Source organism: Acidovorax sp. CF316, assembly GCF_000276605.1.
Lineage (GTDB): Bacteria > Pseudomonadota > Gammaproteobacteria > Burkholderiales > Burkholderiaceae_C > Acidovorax.
On record NZ_AKJX01000138.1, the window covers coordinates 1 to 19,413 of the forward strand.

A 19,413-nucleotide genomic window follows, 5' to 3' on the forward strand; every position below is an offset into this window, starting at 1 on the left:
GGCGGCACGCCCGCCAATGCCATGGGCACATAGAACACCCAGCCCAGCAGCGCACCGGAGCTGGTCTGGCGCAGCGCGGTCGAGAGGTTGTAGTCCTGGCTCTGGTGGTGCACCGCGTGCGCGGCCCAGAGCACGGCCGATTCGTGGCCCATGCGGTGCAGCCAGTAGTAGCAGAAGTCGTAGAACACCAGGGCCAGCAGCCAGCCCGGCACACTCAGCCAGAAGGCATCATTGCGCCACAGCGCCACATGCTCGAACACGGCGGTGTAGATGCCGATGCGCAACAGCCGCGTGAACACCGCGCTGGTCTGGCTCAGCATCCCGAGGCTGATGCTGCTGATGGCATCGGCCATGCGGTAGGTCACGCGCTGGCGCTTGTAGCCCACCGCCAGCTCGATGGCGATCAGAACGAAGAAGACGGGTGTGGCAAGGACGATGATCTGGCTGGGGCTCATGGGGCGAATGCAGTGTTTCGCCGATTCTTGCCCCAATCAGGTCAGCGCGCCTCTGGCATCAACCCTGATGATGCGTTCCACCGTGCCCAGGGCCAGCCCGCCGCGCACACCGATCAGGTAGTCGTGCAGGTTCACCGTGGGGTCGCAGTGGCCAGGGATGAGCCACAGCATGCGGCCCAGGGCCGGCAGCCGCGCCTTGGGCGATTCGGTGAAGAGCAGTCCATGCTCGTCGCCGCCGTTGCCGTAGCGCAGCGCGCGTTCGGGCGGCAGCATGGCCACCACGGGCAGGCCCGAGTCGATGGCGTGGCTCTTGTGCCCAGCATCGCACACCGCATGCGTGTCGCGCACGGAGATCACCTGGGTCTTGATGAACAGCGCGTGCTCGAAGCTCGGCTGCGCCGGCTCGCGCTCGTTGCGCGCGTAGTCGGCATCCATGAACAGGAAGGAGCCGGCCTGCAGTTCGCCATAGACCCCGCTGGCCGCCTCGTGCACCAGGGTGCCCGTGCCCGACCCGGTAACGAAGGGCACGGGAATGCCCGCTGCCTCGATGCGGTGGCGGGTGTAGGCGGCCGCTCGCACCACGCCGGCAATGGTCTCGCGCCGCTCGGCCATGCCCGGCAGGTGCTGGGCGCGGCCGTGGTAGGCCTGCAGCCCGGCAAAGCGCAGGCGGGGGGCGTGGCGCACGATGGCCTGGGCCAGCGGCACGGCCTCGTCACCCGGCGGTACTCCGCAGCGGCCCTGGCCCACGTCGATTTCCACGAACACGTCGATGCCGGCTTCGCTGCCCGCCAGCGCCATGGCTTCGGCCAGGCGTTCGATGCCCTCGGGGTGGTCCACCGCCAGCGCCAGGCGCCCGCCGCGTGCCGCCAGCTGAGCGGCCAGCCGTGCCACGCGCAGCAGCTTGGGGCCGGCCACGACCTGGTTGCTGATGTAGATGTCGTTCACGCCGCCAGCGGCCAGGGCTTCGGCCTCGGCCACCTTCTGCACGCACACGCCCTGGGCGCCGGCCTGTTGCATGAGCAGGGCGAGCTCGGCGCTCTTGTGCATCTTGGCGTGCGGGCGCCAGCGCACCCGGTGCTTGCGCGCGAACTCGGCCATGCGCTGGATGTTGCGCTCCATCGCGTCGAGGTCCACCACCAGCGCCGGGGTGTCGATCAGGTCCACCCGCATGCCGATGCTGGCCCGCAGGGCTTCAGGTAAAGGTTTCATCGCGGGCCGCGTTGTCCAGGTGTTGGGTATCGGCCCAACCGACCAGCGTCAAGCCGTCGGGGGTCCACAGCAGGCGGTTGATGGCCGCGTTGGACAGCTGCCAGGTGCGCGGCGCCTGGATCTCCTGGCGCGTGGCCAGGCGGTAGAGCACGTCGAGCACGCCACCGTGCGCCACCATCAGCACCTGCTCGCCGGGGTGCCTTTCCGCCAGCGCGAACACCGTGCGCTCGATGCGCTCACGCAGCATCACCAGCGACTCCCCGCCCTCGGGCGTGTAGTGCGGGTCGCGCTTGCGCCAGCGCCGTGCGTCCTCGGGCAGCTCGGCCTCGATCTCGGCGAAGGTGCGGCCCTGGAAGTGGCCGAAGCTGCGCTCGCGCAGCCCGGTCTCGGGCGTGATGGGCGCGCCTGTGGCGTCGGCCACGGCCTGGGCCGTGGCAAAGGCGCGCTGCAGGTCGCTGGCGTAGATGGCGTTGATGGCCTCGCCGGCCAGCGCCTGCGCCAGTTGCCGGGCCTGCCACTGGCCGGTCTCGTTCAGGGGAATGTCCAGGTGGCCCTGGATGCGGGTGTCGACGTTCCAGGCAGTTTCGCCATGGCGTACGGCAATGATGCGGGTGGCTTGCATTCAGGTGGGATCAGGGTGGGGGCGGCAAGGGAATGCGCACCTGGCGGGGTCCGCCGGAGGGTTTGGGAAAGCCGGTGAGCGCCGCGTCGAAGAGGATGCCGAACACGGCGGGGTCGGCCACCCAGATGTCCTCGTGCACGGCCGAGGTTTCGTAGACGCTGGCCTGCGTGGTCGCATCGCGCATCACCAGGCTCACCGCACGGCGGTGCAACGGCGTGGGCTCACCCATGCGCCACAGTCCGCCAACGCCCCAGCCGCGGCCATGCCATCCGGCATAGCCCCAGCCGCCATAGGCTCGGTAGGGGCCGTAGAACCCATAAGGCCCGTAGGGCCAGTACGGGTCGTAGCGCGGCACGGTGCCGGCCTGCACGCCGATCTGCACCAGCAGCCGCGGCGCGGCATCGTCCCGCCGCAGGCCGGCGCGGGACAGCGATTGTTCGGCCAGGGCGGCGATGGCGTCGAACGCCGGGGTCTGCTGCGAGGGCAGGCGCTCGATGCGGTAGGTGGCCGGGCTGGGCACGGCCGCCAGGGTGGAGAAGCTCTGAACCTGGCCTTCCACCACGCGGGTGGTGCTGCAGCCGGCCAGGGTGGCTGCAGCGGCGCAGAGCAGCAATGCGGGAATCCAGCGACGGGTCATAGGTGTCTCCCAGGATGGGTCAATCCACCTTGGAGTGTGTTCCTGCCGCCGCAGTTCACGACAGCTGCACCACCTGCACACCTGGTAACGAGGTGGCTGGCGCCGAAAACTCTTCCTTGTCGAAGGCCTTGTCGCCGTGCTCGCTGGCGACGCCGGTGGCGCGCGCGTTCTTGAAGTCGTACTGGCTGCCGTCCAGCAGGTGCGAGGGCACCACGTTCTGCAGCGCGTTGAACATGTTCTCCACGCGGCCGGGGAACTTCTTCTCCCACTCGCGCAGCATTTCGCCCACCTGCTTGCGCTGCAGGTTCTCCTGGCTGCCGCACAGGTTGCAGGGGATGATGGGGAAATTGCGCTGCGCGGCCCAGCGCGTGGTGTCCTTCTCGGTCACGTAGGCCAGGGGGCGGATCACCACGTGGCGGCCATCGTCGCTGACCAGCTTCGGCGGCATGCTCTTCATCTTGCCGCCGAAGAACATGTTGAGCAGCAGGGTCTGCAAAATGTCGTCGCGGTGGTGGCCCAGCGCGATCTTGGTGCAGCCCAGCTCGTCGGCCACGCGGTACAGGATGCCCCGGCGCAGGCGGCTGCACAGGCTGCAGGTGGTCTTGCCCTCGGGGATCAGGCGCTTGACGATGCTGTAGGTGTCCTCGTTCTCGATATGGAAGGGCACGCCCGTGCTCGCCAGGTACTCGGGCAGCACATGCTCGGGAAAGCCGGGCTGCTTCTGGTCCAGGTTCACGGCCACCAGGTCGAAATGGATGGGGGCACGCGCCTTGAGCTTCTGCAGGATGTCCAGGAGGGCATAGCTGTCCTTGCCGCCGGACATGCAGACCATGACCTTGTCGCCTTCTTCGATCATGTTGAAGTCGACGATGGCCTTGCCCACCTCGCGGCACAGGCGCTTTTCGAGCTTGTGGGCCTCGCGTTCGATCTTCAGGCGCGCAGGGCCCGATGCAGCCGCGGCCGCATCGGCGCCGGTGTCTGCCAGTTCGGGGGGCTCGGCGGTCCAGCCGGCCCGTTGGGGTTCGTTCATCACTGCGCTCATGGAAGGGACTCTGGGGTCTGGTGAAAGCGGTGGCCACCGGCGCCCGGATCGGGGGCGCACGCTTTGGGGCCAAAAAAGACGGAAATAGCCCCCAATTGTCGGTGAAACCGCCCGCCCATGGGCTGGGGCGGGCTCTCCAGTGCGAACGGGGCCTCGCCTGGAGCGCTATTTTCCCGCTTCCGGGGCCCCGCCGCCAGGGGCCGCACCCGCTTCGGGCCCGGCCCGCTCGGCCAGCCACAGCCGCAGGTCGCGCTTGCCCTGGGCATTGGCCTGGCGCCATGCCTCGCGTGCCAGTGCCAGGAAGCGCTCCTCGGCAGGGTCGGGGTGCTCGGTGGCATGTTCGGCGTCGAGCCAGCCGAGCTCCATCTGCGCGTGGCGCTCGATCTGGCGCGCCAGCGTGTTGCCGATGGGGCGGGAGCTCTTGATCTGGCTCCACATGCTCGGGGAAATCTCGAGCGATGCGGCAAAGGCCTGGTCCAGCCCCTTGGCCGGCTTGCCGGCAGCGATCTGCTGTTCGAGGAAAAGGCGGTGCAGCGCCAGCACGTTGGTGCGGCGCAGGACGGTGAGAGGAGGGAGGGTCACAAGGAAAAAAACAACAAACGCGAAAAAAGATTGTGCCGGGTGTTGACCGCAGCGTAAAGACTATTTACATTCTCCATCCATCAGGACAGCTTGTCCTTTTCACTACCAAGCACCCAACCACCTTTTCGCCGAAAGCCCACCGTGAACGCCGCCCGCACCGCCATCCTCCGCCGCCCCTGCCAGGGCGCCGTGGCCGTGCGCGGGTCGTCGCTGTTCCATGCGCATTCGGCCTCCATGCCATCCCTGGCCAAACGACTGGCATCGCAGCAGCGCATGGCGTCCAGTGCGTATTTGCAGGGCAATGGCAACCAGCCGCAGTGGCTGGGCAATGGTTTCGAGGATACCGCTCCACCACCGGGCGGAGGTTGCAACGCAAGGCAGTAGCCCCAGAGCGTTCTCCCTCCCGATCTCTCCAGCAGAGGCCCGGCAACCAGGTGGTTCCGGGCCTTTTTCATTGCCGCTTTCCTTTCCACCTTTTTCGCAGCGCTTGCGCTGCCCCCAGGGCATCGACCCACCGGGGACCTCCGTTCCTTAACAGTTTGCTGCAGGCGGCCACGCTCCACCGGAGCCGTGGCCGGCCTGCCCATCGAAAGCAGAGAGGCCGGCGTGCGACGCACCCCCAAGCCTCTCTCCATTTCGGGTGTGCCTTTGCTTTCACCGCCGGACCCGGCCGCATGCGCGGCCCGGCGGGATGTGCTGGGATTGATCACCCAGTGCAGCGACGTGCATGCGCGGTTTCATCGGAGCCGCGGTCGCGTGAAGACACAACCGAAATGGAGATGCGCTCCGGCAGGAGTGCCCGATATTTCGCTTTCTACGCGTGTAGCTCAACTGGCAGAGCACCGGCCTCCAAATCCGACGGTTGAGGGTTCGACTCCTTCCGCGCGTGCCAATCTTTTTCCTGGCCATGGCCAGGCATGCCGTAGCAGCCCTGTCGGATTGGGGCGCCTGGTCTTCGTGCCGGGGATTGCAGGTTCGACTCCTGTCTGCGGCGCCCTCCCTTTCCCCCTTTTTTCCTTCTGTTGACCGGTCGCCAAGTGGTAAGGCAGCGGATTTTGATTCCGCCATTCGGAGGTTCGATCCCTCCCCGGTCTGCCCCCTTTCCTCAACCCACCTACCCCATTCCATCCATCCAATCACCCTTCAGGAGACCACCATGGCCATCCAGCATTCCTTTTCCCCTGGCGTCCAGCGGCGCCGTGCCGGCCTTGCCGGCTGGCTGGCCCGCCTGGCATCCATGCGTGCCCGGCTGCCCGTTGCGGCCGTCCGCGCTGCTCCTGCCGCCCGCAGGCTGGAGCACATGGACCTTGACCAGCGCGTGCGCGAGGTCGGCGAGTGGTAGCGGCGTGCGCGCTCGTGCGCCCGCTGCCTGCACCACCGCATCCACCAGGGCCTCCATCGATTGCCGATGGACGGCCCCATCTGCCATTGACTGACTGTTGTTGAAACGGGGCGTGCGCTTGGCTGGGCGGCTGCGCCCTCTATTGCCAAGCAAGAAAGGAAGCACCCATGCCCCGCACCGAACCCGAAACCCTTTACCGAAAGCCCCAGGCGCCCGCGCCCCGCGTGCTGCAGCTGGACCTGCAGGGCACGCCCCAGTCGTGGATGCCGCTCGAGCAGGCCGCCGTGCACTACGCCAGCGGTGCCATCGCCTGGGATGCCGGCCTCGAAGCCCTGGCCACATTGCGTGGCGGGCACAACGCGGCGACGGGCCGGCAGTCGGTGCTTCAGATCGCGCCCATCATCGCCCTGCGCGGCGTGTCCCGGGTCAACCTCTTTGACGTGGTGCCCGGGCTCACCAAGCGCCGCCTGCTGCGTCGCGACCGCCATACCTGCGCCTACTGTGGCGGTGTTTTCGGCGAAGAGGTGCTGCAGTGCGAGCACATCGTGCCGCAGTCGCGCGGCGGCGCCACCTCGTGGACCAACCTCGTGGCGGCCTGTGCTGGCTGCAATGGCTACAAGGCCGACCGCCTGCCCGAGGAGGCCGGCATGCGCCTCTTGTACCTGCCCTACGTGCCCAGCCGCTACGAGTCCTTCCTGCTCGACGGGCGCAACGTGCGCGCGGACGTGCACGAATGGCTGGCGAAGAGGCTGCCCCGCAACTCCAGGCTCCATTGAGGAAACCTGGGGTTAGGATGGCAACTTCCAACTACCGATGAGGGAGCTGCCATGAAACCACTCGTGCTCTGTGCCTGTGTCCTGGCCCTGCATGCCGTGCCCGCGCTGGCGGCAGATGCCTCGCCCGCCTGTGCCGCCAAGCAGGCGCGCATCGAATCGCAGCTGGCGGAGGCCACCGCGCAAGGGCGCAACCGCGAGGTCGCGGGGCTCAAGCAGGCCTTGCGCGGCAACAAGGCGCATTGCACCGATGCCTGGCTGGCCAAGGAGCGCGATGCACAGATCCGCCAGGCCACGAAGAAGGTGGCCGAGCGCGAGAAAAGCCTGGCCGCAGCGGAGAAGAAGGGCGATGCCAAGAAGATCGCTGCGCGCAAGGCCAAGCTCGATGAAGCCCAGAAGGCGCTGGCCGAGGCGCAAAGGCCGCTTCTCTGAACCCTGACAGGGCCGTGGTCATCGACCACGGCCCTTTCTTTTTGCGCCGGGGCCGGCGGGCTTCAGCTCACCACTGCCCGGTCTCGATCCGGATCGCCACTTCGCAGTCGTCGAAGATCTCCAGCTTGGCGATCTTCACGCGCACGCCCAGCACGCCGGGCAGCTGCATCAGGCGGTTGGCGAGCTTGCCGATCAGGCTTTCGAGCAGGTTCACATGCTCGGCGCGGCACTCGTCGATGATGATCTGGCGCACCTTGCGGTAGTCCAGCACGTGCAGGATGTCGTCGTCGCGCGGCGTCAGCGGCTGGGCGCCCAGGCTCAGCTCGGCGTCCACCTGGATGGGCTGGGGGGCGGTCTTCTCGTGCGAGAGGATGCCCAGGTTGGCGTCGAAGCGCAAACCGGTGAGCGTGAGGATCTGGGTGCCTGTGGCGTGGGTGGTCGTCATGGGGTTTCCTGCGTGAGCGGGTGGGTGCTCACATCAACGAAAAATCGCGCTCGAATTTCATCAGGTGCTGCCCGCCGTCCACCATCAGCGTGGTGCCGGTGAGAGATCGGTTCTCCAGCGCAAAGCGCACGGTGGCGGCCACGTCTTCGGGGGTGGAGGAGCGGCCCAGCGGGCTCAGGGCGTGCAGCTGGGCGAATTTTTCGTCGCTGAGCATGTGGCTCGTGAGCGTGAGGCCCGGGGCCACGCCGACCACCCGCACGCGCGGCGCCAGCGCCAGGGCCAGCATGGTGCCGGCCGCTTCCAGCGCCGCCTTGGACAGCGTGTAGCTCATGAAGTCGGGGTTCTGGTTCCACAGCTTCTGGTCGAGCAGGTTGACCACGGCGCCCTGGGCATCGGCCTCGCCGGCCGCCGCGCGCGCCTGCAGGTGCTCGTGGAGGGCCTGCGCCAATAGCACCGGGGCCCCGGCATTGCTGCGCAGGTGCTTCTCCAGGCTGGCAAAGCCCAGCGTGGCAGCGTTGTCGTGCTCGAACAGCGAGGCGTTGTTGACCACGGCGTCGAGCGTGCCGAAGCGCGCCACCACGCGCGGTACCAGGGCGCGCACGCCGGCCTCGTCGTCGAAGTCGCCGTCGAAATGCGCGCTCTGCGCCGAGGACAGGCGTGCGCACTCTGCCGCCGTGTCGATGGCATCCTGCTCGGAGCTGCGGTAGTGCACGGCCACCTGCCAGCCGCCGGCTGCCAGCGCCAGCGCAATGCTGCGGCCCAGGCGCTTGGCGGCACCGGTGACGAGCACCGTACGGGGGCGGGGAGAAGAGGGCATGAGGGACAATGCGGGCCGTGACGACGAAAACACCCGACAGTTTAACGACCGCCCTCACGGCGCACATTGCCGATGCCATTGCTGCCGCCGGTGGCTGGATCGGCTTCGACCAGTTCATGGCCCTGGCCCTGTACACGGCCGGCTTGGGCTACTACGCCAACGATTCCACCAAGTTCGGCCTGCTGCCCGAATCCGGCAGCGACTTCGTGACCGCGCCCGAGCTCACGCCGCTGTTCGGCCAGACCCTGGCCGTGCAGGTGGCCGAGGCCTTCGAGAAGACCGGCACCAGCGAGGTCTGGGAGTTCGGCGCCGGCTCGGGCGCGCTGGCGCTGCAGCTGCTCGACGCCCTGGGCGACCGGGTGCAGCGCTACACCATCGTCGACCTCTCGGGCAGCCTGCGCGCGCGCCAGCAGACGCTGCTGGCAGCGCACGCGCACAAAGTGCGCTGGGTCGATGCACTGCCCGAGCGCTTTCAAGGCGTGGTGGTGGGCAACGAGGTGCTGGACGCCATGCCCGTCAAGCTGCTGGCCCGCCACGGAGGCCAGCACGGCGGCGTGTGGCACGAGCGCGGCGTGGCGCTGCACGAAGGCGCGTTCACCTGGGCCGACCAGGCCACCGACCTGCGCCCGCCGGTGGAGGTGGAAGGCCCGCAGGACTACCTGACCGAGGTCCATCCCCAGGGCGAGGGGTTCGTGCGCATGCTGGCCGACCGCCTGCAGCGCGGCGCGGCCTTCCTCCTGGACTATGGCTTTGGTGAGAGTGAGTACTACCACCCCCAGCGCCACATGGGCACCGTGATGTGCCACCAGGGCCACCTGGCTGACAGCGACCCGCTGGTGGAGGTGGGGCGCAAGGACATCACCGCCCACGTCAACTTCACCGCCATCGCACTGGCCGCGCAGGACGCCGGCCTGCAGGTGCTGGGCTACACCACGCAGGCGCATTTCCTCATCAACTGCGGGCTGGCGCAGCGCATGGTGGAGCTGCCCCCGCTGGAACGCGCCACCGCTGCCAAGCTCATCATGGAGCACGAGATGGGCGAGCTGTTCAAGGTCATCGCCCTGGGCGCGGGCGAGGCCTGGGAGCCCGTGGGCTTTGCCCAGGGCGACCGCTCGCACCGCCTCTGACGCCCATGTCGGTTATCCCCAAGCGCTGAGCGCAACCCGCAGGCTACGAAACTGGCACGGCCAAGGCCAGTGCTCCCGCGCAAGGGCCGCCCCGCCGCGCTGGGAGCGTCCCCCTCCCGACCCGCGCAGCGGGTCGAGAGAGGGGTGAAGGCGCGAAGCGACTCAGGGGGTGAATTTCAATTCAGGCGTGCCCCGCTGGCCGCATCGAACAGATGCGCCTGCGCCGCCACCGGTCGCAGCCATAGCGCATCGCCGGGCCGCACATCGATGCGGTCGCGGAAGGCGGTGAGGATGTCGTACCCCCCTGCGAGCCGCACGGCGACCTGGGTCTCAGAGCCGGTGGGTTCCACCACCCTGACCTGGGCAGGCAGGCCGTCGCCGCTGGCCTCCAGCGCGAAATGCTCGGGGCGTGCACCGTAGAGCACGCTGTCGCCGTGGCGCCCCTGGGGGGCTTGGGCCAGCGGCAGGTGCAGGCCATCGTCGGTCACCACGCGCGCCGTGCCGTCCAGGTGCAGCCGCCCGGGAATGAAGTTCATGGCCGGCGAGCCGATGAAGCCCGCCACGAAGGCATTGGCCGGCCGGTCGTAGAGGGCCAAAGGCGCTCCCACCTGCTCCACCACGCCGTCTTTGAGCACCACGATGCGGTCGGCCAGCGTCATCGCCTCCACCTGGTCGTGCGTGACGTAGACGGTGGTGGTGCGCAGGCGCTGGTGCAGGGCCTTGATCTCGGTGCGCACCTGCACGCGCAGCTTGGCGTCGAGGTTGGACAGCGGTTCGTCGAACAGAAAAGCATCGGGCTGGCGCACGATGGCGCGGCCCATGGCCACGCGCTGGCGCTGCCCGCCCGAAAGCTGGCGCGGCGTACGGGCGAGCAGATTTTCGAGGCCCAGGATGGCGGCCACCTCACCCACCCGGCGCTGGATCTGCGCCTTGTCCTCGCCCTGCAGCTTGAGCGAGAAGCCCAGGTTCTGCGCCACCGTCATGTGCGGGTACAGCGCGTAGTTCTGGAACACCATGGCGATGTTGCGGTCCTTGGGCGCCACGTCGTTGATCAGCCGGCCCCCCAGGCGGATCTCGCCGCTGGTGATGGCTTCGAGCCCCGCGATGGCGCGCAGCAGGGTTGATTTGCCGCACCCCGAGGGACCGACCAGGGCGACGAATTCGCCGTCCTGGATGGCGATGTCCACGCCGTGGATCACCGGCGTGCTGCCGTAGTGCTTGACGATCTGGTGAAGGGAAAGCGCTGCCATGTCAGTCAGTCCTTGACGCCGCCAGCCGTCAGGCCGCGGACGAGGTAGGTGCGCACCAGCACCGTGAAGATCACCACGGGGAACATCACCAGCGTGCCGCTGGCGGCGATCTTGGTCCACTCCCAGCCCTCGTACTGCAGGAAGTTGACGATGGCCACGGGCGCAGTGATGGCGTTGGTGCGCGTGAGAATGAGGGCGTAGAAGAAGTCGTTCCACGAGAAGATGAAGCACAGCACGGCCGTGGCCGCCAGCCCGGGCGAGGCCAGCGGCAGCGTGATGCGCCAGAAGGCCTGCCAGACGCCGCAGCCATCGATGTAGGCCGCCTCTTCGAGGGCCGTGGGCACGGCCTCGAAGAAGGTCTGCATGAGCCAGATCACGATGGCCAGGTTGAACGTGAGGTAGACGATGGCCAGGCCGGCGATGGTGTCCTGCAGGCCCAGCCAGCGGTAGGCCAGGAAGAACGGGATGGTGAAGGCGATGGGCGGCGCCATGCGCGTCACCAAAATCCACAGCGCCACATGGCGCCGCCACTTGAACTGCCAGCGCGTGAGCGCATAGGCGGCCGGCACGCCGATCAGCAGCGACAGCGCGGTGGACAGGGTGCTCACCGCCAGGCTGTTCCAGAAGGACTTGAGGAAGTTGCCCTGCAGCAGGCTGCGAAAGCCCTCCAGCGTGGGCATGAAAAGCAGGCTGTCCTCGAAGATCTCCGCACTCGGCTTGAAAGCCAACTGCACCAGCCACAGGAAGGGGGACATCACCACCAGCAACAGGGCGATGGCCACCAGGCCGCGCGCATGGCGGCGCAGCCAGCCCGCGCGCCGCGTGGCGGGCAGCGGCAAGGCGGCAGAGTTTGCCGCAGCGGGTGGTGTCGGCAGGGGCAGGGTGGCGTCAGCGCTTGTCATGGTCATTCCATCCGAGTCGGCCCACCAGCCAGCTGAGCGCGAACACCCCCGCGAGGATCACCATCGCGATGGCGCTGGCATAGCCCCAGTAGGAGAAGTTGAAGGCCTGGATGAAGCCGTAGTAGTTGGTCACTTCGGTCACCGTGCCCGGGCCGCCGTCGGTCAGCACATAGATCAGCGGAAAGGCCTTGAAGCTGTCGATCAGCCGGAACAGCCCGCACACCACCAGCACCGGCCGGATGTAGGGAAACACGATGTAGATGAACAGCTGCCAGCGGTTGGCACCGTCCAGGCTCGCCGCCTCCAGCGGCTCGTCGGGCACCATCTGCAAGGTGGCCAGCACCATCAGCATGGTGAACGGGAACCACTGCCAGGTATCGGCGATGGAGATGGCCCACAGGGCCGTGTCGGGGTTGGCGATGAGCGAGCGCACGGGCAGGCCCACGGCTTCGAGTGCGCGGTGCAGCGGGCTCACGTCGGGCGTGTACATGATCTTCCAGATCAGCGCCACCACGATGGGCGGCAGCACCATGGGGATCAGGAACACCGTGCGCGTGGCGCCCAGCAGCTTCGAGCGCCCGTTGAGCAGCAGCGCCAGGCCCAGGCCCACCGCCAGCTGCAGCGCCACGCTGGACACCGACAGCTTGAGCTGCGTGGCGATGGAGCGCAGGAAGCGCTCGTCCTCCAGCAGGTGGCGGTAGTTGACCAGCGGGTCCTTGAAGTGGAAGGTGGCAGCCGCGTCGGTCAGGCTCAGCGGCGTGAAGCTGGCCACCAGCAGTGCCGTGGCCGGCGCCAGCGTGATGATCAGCAGCACCGCCAGCGAAGGCAGCAGGCCCCAGAGGAAGGCGCGCCGGCGCGCGGCCTCCCAGCCCACGCCGGGTGGGGCGGTCAGGGTGCTCACGGCCGGCCCGTCACAGGTTCTGCCCGGCGCGCTTGAGCTCGGTGATCGACTGCGCCTGGGCCTGCTGCAGCGCTTGCTTGGCGCTGGCCTGGCCCGAGGCGATCAGCGCGATCGCCTTGTTGAGCTGCTGGTCCACCTGCGGGTAGACCGACACCGTGCGGTACTTCATGTGGCCGGTCTTGGAGGCCAGCTCGATCGAGTCGAGCGCCAACTGTGCCAGGTCGTTGCCGTTGATGATCTGCTTGGAGCGAAACTCCTTGGAGTCGATGTCCGAGCGGCGTGCCGGCGAGCCGTAGCCTGCGGCCACCGCCTTGCGCGTGGTCTGCTTGGACAGTGCCCACTGGATGAAGGCCCAGGCGGCTTCCTTGTTCTTCGAACCGGTCGGAATGCCCAGGCCGTGCACGGCCGTCCCCGGGAAGCGCCCGGCAGGCCCCTTGGGCACCTGGCCGAACTTCAGCGTCTTGATGGTCTTGCTGGTGGCTGCGTCACCGAGTTGCGCCAGGTGCAACTGGCCGGCATCGGTGAAGTTCACGCGGCCGAGCTTGAGGGCCTGGGTCACCTGGTCGGGCGTGTAGGTGATGGCGCCATCGGGTCCGAACTCGCGCAGCAGGCTGGCGTAGTACTCGGCCGCGGCAATCGCCTCGGGCGTGTCGAGCGTGGGGTACAGGTCGTCGGGCGCCTTGCGGAACACGTCGCCACCAAAGGCGTGCAGGTAGGGCACGAAGGTCCAGCCGTAGTGGCTGTCGGAGACGAAGCCCGCCACGCGCTCCTTCTTGTTCACAGCGCGCAGCACCTTCACCAGGTCGTCCGTGGTGTCGGGATAGGCCAGGCCGGCCTGCTGCACCAGGTCGAAGCGCGACGATGCGGACAACAGCGCCTCGGCCGTCCATGGAATGCCATAGAGCTTGCCGTCCTTGCCGGTCTCGGGCGCGCGGGCGCCGGGCAGGAAGTCGTTCACGTCCCAGTCGGCGGGCGTGAGGTTGGGGTTCTTGATGAAATCGTCGAGCGGCGTGAGCCAGCCCGAATTGATCCAGCGGCTCGAGTAGATGAAGGTCACGTTGACCACGTCGTAGGCCGAGCCCTTGGTGGACAGCTCCAGATCGGCGCGCTGGTTGTAGACCGGGAACGAGGGCGCGTCGAAGTTGACCTTGGCGCCCGTGAGCGCCTCGAACTCGGGCAGGAACTGCTGCAGCAGCTTGGGATAGGCCGCGCTGAAGGTCGAAACGTTCAGGGTCACGCCCTGGAACTTCTTGGCGCCGCTCTGGGCGTGGGCAAAGCCGGGCAGCAGGGCGGTGGCGCCCAGGGCCGATGCGGCCTGGAGCAGTTGGCGTCGTTGCGTCATGGGGATGGTTCCGTGGGGTCAGGCCGTGGCCGTGATCAACGTGTCGATCTGCGCGTCGTTGGTGGCTTCGGGGCGCGTGCGCGTGCGGCTCTTGCGGCCGTCCACGGCCACGGCCGGGTCGCCGTGCACGGTGACGCGGCGCACCAGGCGGGCCTGGTTGCCGTAGTCGTTGATGGCGAAATGCTGCGTGGCGCGGTTGTCCCAGATCGCCACATCGTCCTGCTGCCATTGCCAGCGCACCGTGTTCTCCAGGCGGACCACGCGGTTCTGCAAAATTTCGAAGATGCGCGCCGATTCGGTGCTCGAAAACCCAGCGATCTTCTTGACGAAGTGGCCGAGCAGCAGCGCGCGCTCGCCCGACACCGGGTGCACATGCACCACGGGGTGCTCGGCCTCGTACACGGCGGAGACGAAGACCTTGCGGTGGTGGTTCAGGCGCTCTTCCTCGACCACCACGCGCTCGGCGCCGTAGTCGTAGTCGTTGCTGTGCACGGCCCACAGGCCGTCGGCCAGGCGCTTGAGGTCCTCGGGCAGGCGCGCATAGGCGGCCGCCGTGTTGGCCCACACCGTGTCGCCGCCATAGGCCGGGATCTTCACGCCGCGCAGGATGCCGTACTTGGGGAAGGCGTCGAGAAAGGTCACGTCGGTGTGCCACGAGTCGGCGCGGCCACCGCCCTTGGAGGCGTCGAGCTCGAAGATGCGCGTGCCGGTGGGCGAGGGCACCGTGGGGTGGGCCACCGTCTTGCCCAGGCGGGCGCCGAAGGCCTGGTGGCTGGCGTCGTCCAGGTGCGTCTGGCCGCGGAAGAACAGCACCTTGTGCTGGACCAGCGCGGCCGTGAGATCGGCGACGGTAGCGTCGTCCAGTTCGCCCGACAGCTTCAGGCCCAGGACTTCACCGCCCAGGCTGCCCGCCACGCGGCGGATGCGGAGTTGGCCAAAAGAGGTGTCGATGTTGGATGGGGACGAGGTTTCGCTCACGGGCAGGCTCCAGCGGTGGGGGGAGCGCTGGATTCTGCGCATGCACGCCAGGCCTGCGAAGCAAGGAAAACCGATATCCAAGCTGCCGAAACATTCGGCAATATCGAAAGCAGCAAAAGTTGGGAGGAGGGTGCGAGTCCTTCGCCGCGTTTCAGCCGCCGGTCAGGTGGCTGCCGGAGGGCTCGGCCTGCAGGGTGACTGCATCGCTGCGGTCCTTGAGGCCAATGCCCGTGAGCCCCAGGCGCCGCGCCTCCACGCACAGCCACCACAGGCGCGCGGCCGCAGCCGCGGGCGCCAGGCCTTCGGGGCGCACGTTGGAGATGCAGTTGCGCTCTGCATCGCTGCGGCCCACCTGGGGGTGCCAGGTGAGGTAGATGCCCAGGCTGTCGGGCGAGCTCAGGCCCGGGCGTTCGCCGATCAGCACGGCCACCAGGCGCGCACCCAGCAGCGCCCCCACCTCGTCGCCCAGCGCCACGCGCGCCTGGGTGGCAATGGCCACCGGCCCGATGCGCCAGCCCTGCGGGGCATCCTGCACGATGGCCTGTACCAGCGGCAGGGCATTGCGCTCGACGGCCAGGGCCGAGAGGCCGTCGGCTACCACCAGCAGCAGGTCGCAGTCTGCCTGTGGTGCATCGCCGAGCCGCCGTGCATCGGCTGCGTCCAGGCGCCGGCCCAGGTCGGGGCGCAGCAGGTAGGTGGGGCGGTCGGGTGCGGCGCTGGCCACCCGCAGCGTGGTGCAACCCAGCCCGGCGAGCTGTGCTGCCAGCGCATCGGCGTCGAGCGGCAGGTGCACGGCATCGCGTGCCTGCGCATGGGCCAGGCCGAAGTCGAGCAGTTCGCGCGTGGGTATGGCCGTGCCTGCGCGTCCCAGTGCCAGCCGCGCGGCCGTGTGGGCGCGCAGGTCGTCCCAGGGGTCGGGCAGCGGGCCGGTGGTGGGTGCGGGGCGGCTCATGCCCGCATGCCGATCTGCCGCAACTGCGCAATGGCGGCCTGCTGCTGTGCCACGGGCAGCAGCCGGCCCGCATCGTCGGCCAGCTGCATGCGCTGCAGCCAGGCATCGAACTCGGGGGCGCGTTTCAGGCCCAGCACTTCGCGCAGGTACAGCGCGTCGTGGAACGAGGTGCTCTGGTAGTTGAGCATGATGTCGTCGGCCCCCGGCACGCCCATGATGAAGGTCAGTCCCGCCACGCCCAGCAGCGTCATCAGCGTGTCCATGTCGTCCGAGTCGGCCTCGGCATGGTTGGTGTAGCAGACGTCGCAGCCCAGCGGCACGCCCAGCAGCTTGCCGCAGAAATGGTCTTCCAGGCCAGCGCGGATGATCTGCTTGCCGTCGTACAGGTACTCTGGCCCGATGAAGCCGACCACCGTGTTGGTGAGCAGCGGCGAGAAGGCGCGCGCCACGCCGTAGGCCCGCGCCTCGCAGGTCTGCTGGTCCACGCCGTGGTGGGCGTCGGCCGACAGCGCGCTGCCCTGGCCGGTCTCGAAATACATCACGTTGTCGCCCAGCGTGCCGCGCTTCAGGGACAGTGCGGCCTCGCGCGCCTCGCGCAGCAGGGCCAGGTGGATGCCGAACCCGGCATTCGCCTTCTCGGTGCCGGCGATGGACTGGAACACCAGGTCCACAGGCGCACCCTGCTCGATCATCTGCACGGTGTTGGTCACGTGCGTGAGCACGCACGATTGCGTGGGGATCTGCAGCGTGGAGATCACCCCGTCGAGCATGTGCACCAGGCCGGTCAGGGCGGCGATGCTGTCCGTGGCCGGGTTGATGCCGATCACCGCGTCGCCTGCGCCATAGAGCAGGCCATCGACCATGGAGGCCGCGATGCCGCGCAGGTCGTCGGTGGGGTGGTTGGGCTGCAGGCGCACGGCCAGGTGGCCCGGCAGGCCGATGGTGTTGCGAAAGCGCGTGACCACCCGGCAGTTGCGCGCCACGGCCACCAGGTCCTGGTTGCGCATGAGCTTGCTCACGGCGGCGGCCATCTCGGGCGTGAGGCCGGGTGCCACGGCGGCAAGTGCAGCCGTGTCGGCCGCCAGCAGCCAGTCGCGCAGCCCGCCCACGGTGAGGTGGGCAATGGGCGCAAAGGCTGCAGCGTCGTGCGTGTCGATGATCAGGCGCGTGACCTCGTCGGTCTCGTAGGGCACCAGCGTTTCGCTCAGAAAGCGGGATAGCGGCAGGTCTGCCAGGCACATGCGCGCGGCCATGCGCTCCACCGCCGAGCCGGCCGCAATGCCTGCCAGCGTGTCGCCCGAGCGCGCGGGCGTGGCCTTGGCCATGAGCTCGCGCAGGTCGTCGAACAGCCAGCGGTGGCTGTTGATGGTGTGGTGGTAGGTCGCCGACATCGGTCAGTGGATGGATGGGCCGTTGGCAATGATGGCATGCGCTTGCAAGCGATGTGCCACATGTCTGCAAATGCAGTCTTAGCTGTTTTTGTTGTTAACAACTGAGAAAACATTCGTTCCCAGAATAAGTCGCGCCACCTAGAGTCCAGACCTCAGGGCATGCACGCCCCATTCCCACGAGGTTTTCCATGTCGGCTGTTCTGTCCCCCGCTTCCGTTTCCCCATCCGCCACGGTCGATGCCGATGCGGCGCCGCAAGGCCTGGTGATCCGCCCCGTGGCCGGCTCCGCCGGTCCGCTGGGGGCCGAGGTGCTGGGCCTGGACCTGTCGCGCCCGCTGGGCCGCGAGGATTTCGCACGCATCCACCGCGCGCACCTGGACCACCATGTGCTCGTGTTCCGCGACCAGCGCATCACGCCGCAGCAGCATGTCGACTTCAGCCGCCGCTTCGGGCCGCTGCAGATCCATGTGCTCAAGAACTTCCAGCTCGCGGGCCACCCCGAGATCCTGATCGTCTCCAACATCAAGGATGCCGCCGGCCAGCCCATCGGCCTGGGCGATGCGGGCCACTACTGGCACTCGGACCTGTCGTACAAGGACAAGCCCAGCCTGGGCTCGCTGCTGCACGCGCAGGAGCTGCCGGGCGAGGGCGGGGACACCCTGTTCGCTGACCAGCATGCCGCCTACGACGCCTTGCCCGAGGCACTCAAGGAGCGCATTGCACCGCTCAGGGCCGAGCACAGCTACCTGGCCAAGTACGAGGAATTGCGCGCGCGCAGCCCCTGGCGCCCCAAGCTCACCCAGGCGCAGATCGCCGAGGTGGCGCCTTCCATCCACCCCGTGGTGCGCACCCACCCCGAAACGGGCCGCAAGGCCCTGTTCGTGAGCGAGCACTTCACCACGCGCATCGTCGGCCTGCCCGAGGACGAAAGTCAGGCCCTGCTGGCCGAGCTGTTCGCCGCCAGCGTGCGCCCCGAATTCACCTACCGCCACCAGTGGCAGCCGCACGACCTGGTGTTCTGGGACAACCGCTCGGTGACCCACCTGGCGGCGGGCACGCCCGACAGCGAGCGCCGCAAGCTGTACCGCACCACGATCGAAGGCGACCTGCCGTTCTGAGGCGGGGCTTCCCTAAGCGCTTGCAGCATCTCTCTTTCTGACCACACAGGATTCCATGACCATGTTCCAGACCACCCGCCGCCGCCTCGTGCGCAAGACCATCGCCGCCCTGGCCACCGCCGGGCTGCTGGCCGGCGGGCTGAGCGCCACGGCCCATGCGGCCGAAGGGCAATTGCGCATCGCCCAGCAGTTCGGCATCGTCTACCTGCTGCTCAACGTGGCGCAGGAGAACAAGCTCATCGAGAAGCACGGCAAGGCCGCGGGCGTGGACATCAAGGTCGAGTTCCTGCAGCTGTCGGGCGGTTCGGCCGTCAATGACGCGCTGCTGTCGGGCAACATCGACATCGCCGGTGCCGGCGTGGGCCCGCTGTTCACGCTGTGGGACCGCACCAAGGGCCGCCAGAACGTCAAGGGCGTGGCCTCGCTGGGCAACTTTCCCTACTACCTGGTGAGCAACAACCCGGCCGTGAAGACCATTGCCGACTTCACCGACAAGGACCGCATCGCGCTGCCGGCCGTCGGTGTCTCGGTGCAGTCGCGCGTGCTGCAGATGGCCTCGGCCAAGCTCTGGGGCGACAAGGAGTTCAACCGCCTGGACAAGAACCAGGTGGCACTGCCGCACCCCGATGCGGCGGCGGCCATCATCAAGGGCGGCACCGAGATCACCGGCCACTTCGGCAACCCGCCCTTCCAGGAGCAGGAGCTGGCCGGCAACCCGAAGGCGAAGATCGTCCTCAATTCGTACGACGTGCTGGGCGGCCCGGCATCGGCCACCGTGCTCTACGCCACCGAGAAGTTCCGCGCCGAGAGCCCCAAGACCTACAAGGCCTTCGTCGATGCGCTCGACGAGGCCGCCAAGTTCGTCGCCGCCAACCCCGAGAAGGCGGCCGACATCTACCTCAAGGTATCGGGCGGCAACACCGACCGGGGCCTGCTGCTCAAGATCATCCAGAACCCCGAGGTGCAGTTCAAGGTGCGCCCCGAAAACACGCTGGGCATGGGCCAGTTCCTGCACCGCGTGGGTGCCATCAAGAACCAGCCGACCGCGCTCAAGGACTATTTCTTCGAAGACGCGCACACGGCGTCGGGCAACTGA

The 19,413-nt window shown here is 68.1% G+C and carries 22 protein-coding genes and 2 tRNA genes; 9 read left to right on the forward strand and 15 right to left on the reverse strand.

Going from position 1 to position 19,413, the window contains the following annotated elements:
• From PMI14_RS17195 to PMI14_RS17220, 6 genes are all read right to left on the reverse strand, one after another.
• Nucleotides 1–455 (reverse strand): sterol desaturase family protein (locus PMI14_RS17195; RefSeq protein WP_007856502.1); only part of this gene is annotated, 455 nt, incomplete at its 3' end.
• Between the two features lie 36 nt (nt 456–491).
• A complete protein-coding gene (locus tag PMI14_RS17200; protein WP_007856503.1) occupies nt 492–1,664 on the reverse strand; it encodes a DSD1 family PLP-dependent enzyme in 1,173 nt (390 codons plus the stop codon).
• Nucleotides 1,648–2,286, reverse strand: coding sequence for a histidine phosphatase family protein (locus tag PMI14_RS17205; RefSeq protein WP_007856504.1), 639 nt, complete (start codon nt 2,284–2,286; stop codon nt 1,648–1,650). The genes PMI14_RS17200 and PMI14_RS17205 overlap by 17 nt, the downstream gene beginning before the upstream one ends.
• Nucleotides 2,287–2,296: 10 nt before the next feature.
• Entirely contained in the window at nt 2,297–2,923 is a 627-nt protein-coding gene (locus tag PMI14_RS17210; RefSeq protein ID WP_007856505.1) for a DUF4136 domain-containing protein, read from the reverse strand.
• Nucleotides 2,924–2,978: 55 nt separating this feature from the next.
• The gene (gene ttcA / locus PMI14_RS17215; RefSeq protein WP_007856506.1) at nt 2,979–3,965 is read right to left on the reverse strand and encodes a tRNA 2-thiocytidine(32) synthetase TtcA; all 987 of its coding nucleotides are present in this window, start codon (nt 3,963–3,965) and stop codon (nt 2,979–2,981) included.
• Between the two features lie 165 nt (nt 3,966–4,130).
• Complete coding sequence (locus tag PMI14_RS17220) at nt 4,131–4,547, reverse strand: hypothetical protein (protein WP_007856507.1); 417 nt, start codon at nt 4,545–4,547, stop codon at nt 4,131–4,133.
• A 141-nt stretch (nt 4,548–4,688) separates the two neighbouring features.
• Between PMI14_RS17220 and PMI14_RS17225 the strand changes: the two genes are divergently transcribed.
• From PMI14_RS17225 to PMI14_RS17255, 6 genes are all read left to right on the forward strand, one after another.
• Entirely contained in the window at nt 4,689–4,931 is a 243-nt protein-coding gene (locus tag PMI14_RS17225) for a hypothetical protein (protein ID WP_007856509.1), read from the forward strand.
• A 432-nt stretch (nt 4,932–5,363) separates the two neighbouring features.
• Nucleotides 5,364–5,439, forward strand: a tRNA-Trp gene (locus tag PMI14_RS17230).
• Nucleotides 5,440–5,571: 132 nt separating this feature from the next.
• A tRNA-Gln gene (locus PMI14_RS17240) sits at nt 5,572–5,642 on the forward strand.
• A gap of 61 nt (nt 5,643–5,703) precedes the next feature.
• Entirely contained in the window at nt 5,704–5,889 is a 186-nt protein-coding gene (locus PMI14_RS17245; protein WP_007856510.1) for a hypothetical protein, read from the forward strand.
• Between the two features lie 167 nt (nt 5,890–6,056).
• The gene (locus tag PMI14_RS17250) at nt 6,057–6,665 is read left to right on the forward strand and encodes an HNH endonuclease (protein ID WP_007856511.1); all 609 of its coding nucleotides are present in this window, start codon (nt 6,057–6,059) and stop codon (nt 6,663–6,665) included.
• A 51-nt stretch (nt 6,666–6,716) separates the two neighbouring features.
• Complete coding sequence (locus PMI14_RS17255; protein WP_007856512.1) at nt 6,717–7,094, forward strand: DUF1090 family protein; 378 nt, start codon at nt 6,717–6,719, stop codon at nt 7,092–7,094.
• 67 nt (nt 7,095–7,161) lie between these two features.
• Here the strand turns inward: PMI14_RS17255 and PMI14_RS17260 are convergent, their stop codons facing one another.
• Entirely contained in the window at nt 7,162–7,539 is a 378-nt protein-coding gene (locus PMI14_RS17260; RefSeq protein WP_007856513.1) for a dihydroneopterin aldolase, read from the reverse strand.
• Between the two features lie 28 nt (nt 7,540–7,567).
• Nucleotides 7,568–8,356, reverse strand: a complete 789-nt coding sequence (locus PMI14_RS17265) for an SDR family oxidoreductase (protein ID WP_007856514.1) — start codon at nt 8,354–8,356, stop codon at nt 7,568–7,570.
• 8 nt (nt 8,357–8,364) lie between these two features.
• Here PMI14_RS17265 and PMI14_RS17270 point away from each other — a divergent pair, with 8 nt between their 5' ends.
• The gene (locus PMI14_RS17270) at nt 8,365–9,483 is read left to right on the forward strand and encodes a class I SAM-dependent methyltransferase (protein WP_007856516.1); all 1,119 of its coding nucleotides are present in this window, start codon (nt 8,365–8,367) and stop codon (nt 9,481–9,483) included.
• Nucleotides 9,484–9,659: 176 nt separating this feature from the next.
• On the opposite strand, the gene PMI14_RS17275 is transcribed toward PMI14_RS17270, so the two are convergent.
• From PMI14_RS17275 to PMI14_RS17305, 7 genes are all read right to left on the reverse strand, one after another.
• Nucleotides 9,660–10,733 carry an ABC transporter ATP-binding protein gene (locus PMI14_RS17275; RefSeq protein WP_007856518.1) on the reverse strand — a complete coding sequence of 358 codons (1,074 nt, stop codon included), beginning with the start codon at nt 10,731–10,733 and terminating at the stop codon, nt 9,660–9,662.
• 5 nt (nt 10,734–10,738) lie between these two features.
• Nucleotides 10,739–11,635: a carbohydrate ABC transporter permease gene (locus PMI14_RS17280; protein ID WP_007856519.1), complete on the reverse strand. Its 897-nt coding sequence runs from the start codon at nt 11,633–11,635 to the stop codon at nt 10,739–10,741.
• A complete protein-coding gene (locus tag PMI14_RS17285) occupies nt 11,622–12,536 on the reverse strand; it encodes a carbohydrate ABC transporter permease (RefSeq protein WP_007856520.1) in 915 nt (304 codons plus the stop codon). The genes PMI14_RS17280 and PMI14_RS17285 overlap by 14 nt, the downstream gene beginning before the upstream one ends.
• 10 nt (nt 12,537–12,546) lie before the next feature.
• On the reverse strand, nt 12,547–13,878 hold the full coding sequence (locus PMI14_RS17290) for an ABC transporter substrate-binding protein (RefSeq protein WP_007856521.1): 1,332 nt from the start codon (nt 13,876–13,878) through the stop codon (nt 12,547–12,549).
• An 18-nt stretch (nt 13,879–13,896) separates the two neighbouring features.
• The gene (locus PMI14_RS17295; protein WP_007856522.1) at nt 13,897–14,898 is read right to left on the reverse strand and encodes a TauD/TfdA family dioxygenase; all 1,002 of its coding nucleotides are present in this window, start codon (nt 14,896–14,898) and stop codon (nt 13,897–13,899) included.
• Between the two features lie 109 nt (nt 14,899–15,007).
• Entirely contained in the window at nt 15,008–15,808 is an 801-nt protein-coding gene (gene eutC, locus PMI14_RS17300) for an ethanolamine ammonia-lyase subunit EutC (RefSeq protein ID WP_007856523.1), read from the reverse strand.
• Nucleotides 15,805–17,199, reverse strand: a complete 1,395-nt coding sequence (locus tag PMI14_RS17305; RefSeq protein ID WP_007856524.1) for an ethanolamine ammonia-lyase subunit EutB — start codon at nt 17,197–17,199, stop codon at nt 15,805–15,807. The genes eutC and PMI14_RS17305 overlap by 4 nt, the downstream gene beginning before the upstream one ends.
• Nucleotides 17,200–17,387: 188 nt before the next feature.
• Here PMI14_RS17305 and PMI14_RS17310 point away from each other — a divergent pair, with 188 nt between their 5' ends.
• The gene (locus tag PMI14_RS17310; protein ID WP_007856525.1) at nt 17,388–18,317 is read left to right on the forward strand and encodes a TauD/TfdA family dioxygenase; all 930 of its coding nucleotides are present in this window, start codon (nt 17,388–17,390) and stop codon (nt 18,315–18,317) included.
• 61 nt (nt 18,318–18,378) lie between these two features.
• A complete protein-coding gene (locus PMI14_RS17315; protein WP_007856527.1) occupies nt 18,379–19,413 on the forward strand; it encodes an ABC transporter substrate-binding protein in 1,035 nt (344 codons plus the stop codon).

Bases quoted from the DNA above. Each gene is read 5' to 3' on its own strand.
- PMI14_RS17200 (WP_007856503.1), bottom strand. From the start codon at position 1,664: ATGAAACCTTTACCTGAAGCCCTGCGGGCCAGCATCGGCATGCGGGTG.
- PMI14_RS17205 (WP_007856504.1), bottom strand. From the start codon at position 2,286: ATGCAAGCCACCCGCATCATTGCCGTACGCCATGGCGAAACTGCCTGG.
- PMI14_RS17210 (WP_007856505.1), bottom strand. From the start codon at position 2,923: ATGACCCGTCGCTGGATTCCCGCATTGCTGCTCTGCGCCGCTGCAGCC.
- ttcA (WP_007856506.1), bottom strand. From the start codon at position 3,965: ATGAGCGCAGTGATGAACGAACCCCAACGGGCCGGCTGGACCGCCGAG.
- PMI14_RS17245 (WP_007856510.1), top strand. From the start codon at position 5,704: ATGGCCATCCAGCATTCCTTTTCCCCTGGCGTCCAGCGGCGCCGTGCC.
- PMI14_RS17250 (WP_007856511.1), top strand. From the start codon at position 6,057: ATGCCCCGCACCGAACCCGAAACCCTTTACCGAAAGCCCCAGGCGCCC.
- PMI14_RS17255 (WP_007856512.1), top strand. From the start codon at position 6,717: ATGAAACCACTCGTGCTCTGTGCCTGTGTCCTGGCCCTGCATGCCGTG.
- PMI14_RS17260 (WP_007856513.1), bottom strand. From the start codon at position 7,539: ATGACGACCACCCACGCCACAGGCACCCAGATCCTCACGCTCACCGGT.
- PMI14_RS17265 (WP_007856514.1), bottom strand. From the start codon at position 8,356: ATGCCCTCTTCTCCCCGCCCCCGTACGGTGCTCGTCACCGGTGCCGCC.
- PMI14_RS17270 (WP_007856516.1), top strand. From the start codon at position 8,365: ATGCGGGCCGTGACGACGAAAACACCCGACAGTTTAACGACCGCCCTC.
- PMI14_RS17275 (WP_007856518.1), bottom strand. From the start codon at position 10,733: ATGGCAGCGCTTTCCCTTCACCAGATCGTCAAGCACTACGGCAGCACG.
- PMI14_RS17280 (WP_007856519.1), bottom strand. From the start codon at position 11,635: ATGACAAGCGCTGACGCCACCCTGCCCCTGCCGACACCACCCGCTGCG.
- PMI14_RS17290 (WP_007856521.1), bottom strand. From the start codon at position 13,878: ATGACGCAACGACGCCAACTGCTCCAGGCCGCATCGGCCCTGGGCGCC.
- PMI14_RS17295 (WP_007856522.1), bottom strand. From the start codon at position 14,898: ATGCGCAGAATCCAGCGCTCCCCCCACCGCTGGAGCCTGCCCGTGAGC.
- eutC (WP_007856523.1), bottom strand. From the start codon at position 15,808: ATGAGCCGCCCCGCACCCACCACCGGCCCGCTGCCCGACCCCTGGGAC.
- PMI14_RS17305 (WP_007856524.1), bottom strand. From the start codon at position 17,199: ATGTCGGCGACCTACCACCACACCATCAACAGCCACCGCTGGCTGTTC.
- PMI14_RS17310 (WP_007856525.1), top strand. From the start codon at position 17,388: ATGTCGGCTGTTCTGTCCCCCGCTTCCGTTTCCCCATCCGCCACGGTC.
- PMI14_RS17315 (WP_007856527.1), top strand. From the start codon at position 18,379: ATGTTCCAGACCACCCGCCGCCGCCTCGTGCGCAAGACCATCGCCGCC.